4 protein-coding genes are annotated in these 6,237 nt (G+C 43.5%); 2 read left to right on the forward strand and 2 right to left on the reverse strand.

What is annotated here, in order from left to right:
- Nucleotides 1-155 precede the first annotated feature (155 nt).
- The gene (locus tag AC805_RS19230) at nt 156-2,180 is read right to left on the reverse strand and encodes a serine/threonine-protein kinase (protein WP_055076893.1); all 2,025 of its coding nucleotides are present in this window, start codon (nt 2,178-2,180) and stop codon (nt 156-158) included.
- A gap of 306 nt (nt 2,181-2,486) precedes the next feature.
- On the opposite strand from AC805_RS19230, the gene AC805_RS19235 reads away from it, so the two are divergent.
- Entirely contained in the window at nt 2,487-3,383 is an 897-nt protein-coding gene (locus AC805_RS19235; protein ID WP_055076894.1) for a branched-chain amino acid ABC transporter permease, read from the forward strand.
- Nucleotides 3,384-3,587: 204 nt separating this feature from the next.
- On the opposite strand, the gene AC805_RS19240 is transcribed toward AC805_RS19235, so the two are convergent.
- Nucleotides 3,588-5,489 (reverse strand): ShlB/FhaC/HecB family hemolysin secretion/activation protein, encoded by a 1,902-nt coding sequence (locus AC805_RS19240; RefSeq protein WP_231663799.1) that lies wholly within the window; start codon nt 5,487-5,489, stop codon nt 3,588-3,590.
- 512 nt (nt 5,490-6,001) lie between these two features.
- Between AC805_RS19240 and AC805_RS19245 the strand changes: the two genes are divergently transcribed.
- On the forward strand, nt 6,002-6,237 hold a 236-nt coding region (locus tag AC805_RS19245), incomplete at its 3' end, for a hypothetical protein (RefSeq protein WP_156341485.1).

Genomic DNA, 6,237 nt, shown 5'->3' on the forward strand with positions numbered 1-6,237 from the left:
GCCAAGTGTATTAGGACATAAACCCCAAGAATTGACTGGCGGCGCTTCGCGCCGCCAGTCAATTCTTGGGGTTTGATTTGTCCTCAGTCAAGTGACTGTAGCTATAATTCACAAATTCACAAAAGTATGACAACACTTTCGTGAATTAGTATTACTTATTCGCCTAGCTTTGGCATTTGCCAAATATCGATATTTTTGTCTTGACTGCTGCTAATTAATTTCAGATTATCTGGAGTAATTACTAGGGATGTAACTAGATCGGTATGACCGATAAAGTTCCAAATTTGAGATTTTGTTTGCAGATTCCATAAACGAATGGAGTTAGGGTTATCCTTGCCACCGCTCAAGAGATATTTGCCATCGCTAGTAATGGCGATCGCACCGATCGCATCTTCATGACCATTAAGGGTATATAGCTGCTTACCTGAAGCCATATCCCAAACCCGAATAACTCGATCCCCGCCCCCACTAATTACTTGTTTCCCATTAGGGGTAATCAAGACACAGGTTACCCCCGCCAGAGCCCCCTTCAAGGTGTGCAAAGCCTCACCTGTTTTCACATCCCATATTATTAAAGTCTTGTCGCGACTGGCACTGATGACAAATTTTCCATCCGTCGAAATCGCTAACCCCCAAATTTTATCCGTATGTCCCTTCAGCGATCGCCAGAGCTTCCCCGTTGAGATTTGCCAAAGATTGATTTCATTGTCATAGCTACCACTTGCTAGCAGGTCGCTCGCAGGAGCGATCGCCAAACTATTAATCAGGTTAGTATGTCCGCTTAGGGTTTTAAGAATTTTTCCTGAGGCAATATCAATGATTTTGATATTTTTATCTTGCCCAGCAGTGATAATTTGGGAGTCCGAGACAAAGACTACCGCACGCACCCATCCACCCCGATCCTTAATTTCCTTGATAGGGCTAGTATTATCCCCTTCCAATTCCCAAAGTTTCACAGTTCCATCATCACTGGCACTGGCGATCGTCTTCCCATCTGGACTCACCGCTACACTTTGCACCGCATCAGTATGTCCTTGCAAAAACTTGATGGGGGTTAAACGTTTTTGCTGAAACGATGTCAGTTGGATGCTGATCTCTTCAAAATTACCGATCGCCGAAACCTTAATTACCGTCCCGATGCTCAGTCCCACGATGGAAGCGATCAATACAGAGGCAGCTAATAGGATGGGAGAAGTTGGCTTACGAGTCGATTCTTTAAGCGCTTTTTTAATTAATTTTCGTTTCGATTTATTTTTGTCATTGGGGGCAAGCCGATCAAGTTGTTCGATTTCCTTGATAATTTTAAGAATCGATTCGCAATTAATGGGGCGATCGCTGGGCTTTCTGGCAATGAGCGCATCGAGCAGATCGGCAAACTCTTCGGAAATATCAGGAGCAAAGCCTCGCCACTCAAACACATCGCGATGGGGATTGTAAGTATCAAGGGGATATTTCCCCGTCACAAGATGGATCATTGTACAGCCGAGGGCATAAAAATCCGACTGTGGTACGGCAAAACCCTTTTCCTGCTCAGGGGAGGTGTAACCTACCGAGCAAATGCTCGTTACGCCTTGCACGCCACCAATTTTGGCAAGATAGGTATGGGTCGCTTCGCGGGCAGTCCCAAAATCGATCAAAACCAGTTGCCCCGACGGAGACAACATAATATTGGCGGGCTTGATATCGCGATGGAGATATTTGTTGCGATGTACTAGGGACAGAATATCCATTAGTTGGCGTAGCCAAGCGATCGCCCGTTTTTGAGCGATCGGTTTTCTATCCCTTTGATTGATCCATTGTTCGAGATTCACCCCCTCAATTTTTTGCATAATAATGCAATGTACCATTGTTCCATTGGCAAGATCGTGATGGATATAGTTCTCGATTTTGGGTATTCCCGCATGTTCGATCTGCCCTAATACATAGGCTTCCTGCTGAAACAAAGAGACAGCTTTGCTATCTGCGTTCAAATCCTGTTTGAGAACCTTCAGGATTTTGGCATGACCTGCGGGATTAACTACTTCATATACCACCCCAAACCCCCCAGTATCGCTCAAGAGCTTAGTGACCGTATAACAACCATCAATCAGTAATTCAGAACCACATCCCTGACAATTGAGGGATTTATCGTTGTCAGGATGATTGGGGATGGGGCAAGCGGGATTAATGCATAAAGGCATGGTGTTTTCGCATGTACCAGTCTGGATTTACTATATAGCTAATCAAATAAAAACTTGCAAATATGCCCCCAGCCATAATGCTCACTGCTCGCTCAAACATGAAATTCCCCAGCAGAAGGAATAAAGGCTAACTGATACTGACTAATGTTGCCTAATAATTTGCTGGTTGTATCCCGAAGAGAAGGTAGCAACAAGCCCAAAGATGAGTGGTGGCGCTTTGCGCCACCACTCATCTTTGGGCTTGTTGCTATATAATTCATGCAAAAATCTCTCCCGCAATGCGCCCTTAAACTAAATTAACAATTCATGCTCGAATACATCACCACCCTCTTTATTAATGCAGCCATCTTTGCTCTGTTTAGTCTGGGGCTAAATCTCCAATGGGGCTTTGCAGGTTTAGTCAACTTTGGTCATGTTGCCTTTATGACCGTTGGAGCCTATACAACTGTGTTGTTGAGCCTGAGTGGCGTACCTTGGGTATGGGCTTTTCTCATTGCGGCGGCGATCGCTGGTTTACTGGGGATCGCGATCGGTAGCACTGCCCTCAAGCTCCGCGAGGACTATTTGGGGATCGTTACGATCGGCGTATCGGAACTGGTGCGGCTCATCGCCAATAACGAAGAATGGCTGACCAAAGGTACGCGAGGCGTTCAAGACTTCCCACTTCCTCTCGTTAATCTCGTATCGCGCCAAAACTATTCCTTTGTTCTTGCGGCGTTATTACTGGTGGTTGTCGCAGTGGTGTATTGGCGTTTAGAGTGGCTAGTGAGATCGCCTTGGGGCAGAGTACTCAAAGCAATTCGGGAAGACGAAGAAGTGGTCAAGGCTCTGGGGAAAAACGTGTTTTGGTACAAACTACAAGCCTTTGCGATCGGTGGAGCGATCGGGGGGATGGCTGGAGCCTTTTATGCTTGGCAATTAACGACAGTCTATCCCGATAATTTTGTCCCGCTGATTACCTTCCAAGCATGGACGATTATCACCATTGGCGGCGCGGGCAATAATCTGGGGGTGATTATCGGTGCGATCGTATTTCAGGCTTATAATGCCCTGCCCCGATTTCTCCCCGAGCAAATTCGTGCCGATGGCGGAAGATTTGAAGCAATTCAGCTAATGCTGATCGGGATCACTCTCATCTTGCTGATGGTATGGCGACCCCAAGGGATTTTAGGTAATAAAAAGGAGTTAACTTTAAATCGCTAAAAAATCCCAGAAAAATAAGTTGCGGTGCTTCGCACCGCAACTTATTTTTCTGGGATTTTGACAAATTCACACAGCTACAGCTAATACCAATTCACAAAAGTGTTGTCACACTTTTGTGAATTAAAAAACAAACCCAGTAAGGGTTTTCAAAGCTCAAAATGGCGTAGCCATTTTGAGCTTTGGTATCACCTGTAAGAAAAGGGATTAAAAATGGGCAGTAGCCGAAAAATATAAGCCCCGTTCTTGTGAGCTATTGCCCTGCGAATTTACGTTAACTAGAGGGATGCCCCAGTCGAGTCGGATGGATAAAGTTTCCCCCTGTTGCCACAATAGCCCCATCCCCATCCCTACTAAAGTATTTGGTTTCGGATTGCTGCCATTGTTGTTCCAACCCGCCCCCGCATCAATAAAGGGTACTAATTGCAAGATCCCTTTAGAATCAGTATCTCTAAAAATTGGTAGACGAACTTCAGCAGAAATCTGTGCCCCATTATCGGTTAAGAGATAATCTTGGCGATAGCCGCGAATAGTAGTGACTCCTCCTAATCCAAATTGCTCCAAGGTTAGTAATGTGCGATCGGCGATCTGAACATCTCCCCGCAATAGAAAAAGAGTATCTGGTGCAAGTAACTGTACCCATTGCCCTTGACCGCGCCAAGCAAAAAAGTTGCTATCGGGAACTCCCTGCTGGTTTACAGTGGCATTAAATAATCCCCCAAGTCCAAAACTAAATTGAGAGCGAAAAGCGATTACAGATTGTTCATTGCGCTTAGTCCATTCTTGAAAGAAGCGTAAAGCGGAGACGCGGGTGCTACCTTGGCTATCCGCACCAGAAGAGATGGGAAATGGTCCAATATTGTCAATGCCTAAGGAAGTTTGGCTTTCTTGCCTTGAAAATGATAGTCCTAGGGCTAGCTCCTCTTGGGGGCGTAAAATCAAGGGTTGGCGATAGGTGACTTCGTAATATTTCGAGACCGCCGAAATTTTGAGTACGTCAAAGGGAGACTCAATTACATTACTAGTCGTAGTGCCAGCCGCCAATTGGATTGTGCCGTTGCTAGGATTAATCGGCATTGTGTAGCTGAAATCAAAGCCATTGCTTCCATCGGTGTTGGTATAGCCCAATCTCAACCCATCGCCGAGCCCAAGCAAGTTAGCATGAACGAGTTGGATCTGACGACGAAAACTACCCACACTAGGCGATCGCCCATTATCTAGTGTAGGAATAACGCTGAAATTTTTAGCTTCCTTCGCTTCCACTAATAAAATTCGTGTTTCAGGGCGATCGCCTGTTTGTAGTTCTGCGGAAATATTTTCAATTAAGGGATTTAGCTTTAGTAATTGTAGCCCTTCCAGTAGGTGGTTGATGTTTAAAGGCTTTGCTCCCGCTAATTCCAGACGGCTCCGAATATAGTCGGGATTAAGGTGTTGTAGCCCCGTAATTTTAATCTCTTCCAAACTACCTTCGATCGCCTGCATTCTGATCGTCCCATTTGACATAGTTTGAGGAGGAATAATTGCCCCTGAAGAGATATAACCACGACTAATGTAAAGCTGAGTAATAGCCGATCGCACCTGTAGTAATTCCGCGAAAGTCAACTCCCTACCCGTAAAAGGTTTAGTTACTACAGCCAGTTCTTCGGTAGTAAATACCGTGCTATCAATTACCTCAATTTGTTTAACAAAAAACTTAGCGGGAAAAGTACTTGGACGAGTCTCCGTTCCTTCAGGGACTTTCGGTACTGACTGCTCTAAGGTTGGTGATGTAGGTAGGGTTTCTTGGGGCAAAGCGGGTTGATTAGGAGAAGGATTAATCCGTTGTAAAGGATTAGCAAGATTAGGATCAACCCTCTGCGCTGTAAGCAATGGCTCTTCCCCTAGTCTCTGTTCAAGGGGCGATTTTATGGGGAATTGAGAAGCATCGCGCTTTGTGTTGACTTTGGTTCTGACATTATTATCGACGCGATCGTTATCGATACGATCGGCACGATCTACAAGTTGTGTAAATAATCCTTGTTTATTTAATACAGGATTAAGCTCACTTGCTTCAATAGCAGACAATTCTGAAGACAAACTTACAACTATTAAAATAATCGTAGATCTCATGAATGGCAAAGTAAATGGCAAGATGCGAGCGAGATAATTACACAACAAAATATTACAAAAATCCATATATTTAAGAGTAATTTCTTTGCTTTTTAAGATAATTTAAGTCTGCCAATATTGATAATCCATAATAAGTAAAATCAGGTAATATTTGATAATCCATAAATTTTCCAACTGACCTTTGAAATTATAGCAGTTTTTTTATTTTGTCATAGGCAGAATAAAATACTAAACCCTTGACTATAATTAGTTTTTTGTTTCGAAAATTAAGCAGAAATTAATTTGGCAAGACGCTATAAGTGCCAAGTCGAAATTAGGTATAAAATCCAAAATTTATGGCTCACACACAATGTAAATGCGGGTTTTAAGTCTTTTTTAGCATTCCCAATCACTTAGTATTTGCTTAATTAATTGATGATTTTTTATTTTCTTTTAATATTCTTAATAAGATTTTACTAAAGATATTTGTCTGGCGATTTTATTTGTTTTATATGAGAAGGGGAAAGGCATCTATGATTTCTATTTTGCGGCTATCTTATTTAGGGGGCAATCTGCTTTTGGGGTATCTATCCCTAACTTATTCTGTGGCAGCACAACCTGTGACAGCCGATGGCACGCTGTCTACGACAGTCACCAGTCCAGACAATCTCAACTTTACGATTACCAATGGCAATCAGCCCAATAATGGAGCAAATTTATTCCATAGTTTTAGTCAATTCTCAGTACCGACGGGAGGTTCGGCAACTTT

The organism is Pseudanabaena sp. 'Roaring Creek' (genome assembly GCF_001402795.1).
Classification (GTDB): Bacteria; Cyanobacteriota; Cyanobacteriia; order Pseudanabaenales; family Pseudanabaenaceae; genus Pseudanabaena.

Bases quoted from the DNA above. Each gene is read 5' to 3' on its own strand.
- AC805_RS19240 (WP_231663799.1), bottom strand. From the start codon at position 5,489: ATGAGATCTACGATTATTTTAATAGTTGTAAGTTTGTCTTCAGAATTG.
- AC805_RS19235 (WP_055076894.1), top strand. From the start codon at position 2,487: ATGCTCGAATACATCACCACCCTCTTTATTAATGCAGCCATCTTTGCT.
- AC805_RS19230 (WP_055076893.1), bottom strand. From the start codon at position 2,180: ATGCCTTTATGCATTAATCCCGCTTGCCCCATCCCCAATCATCCTGAC.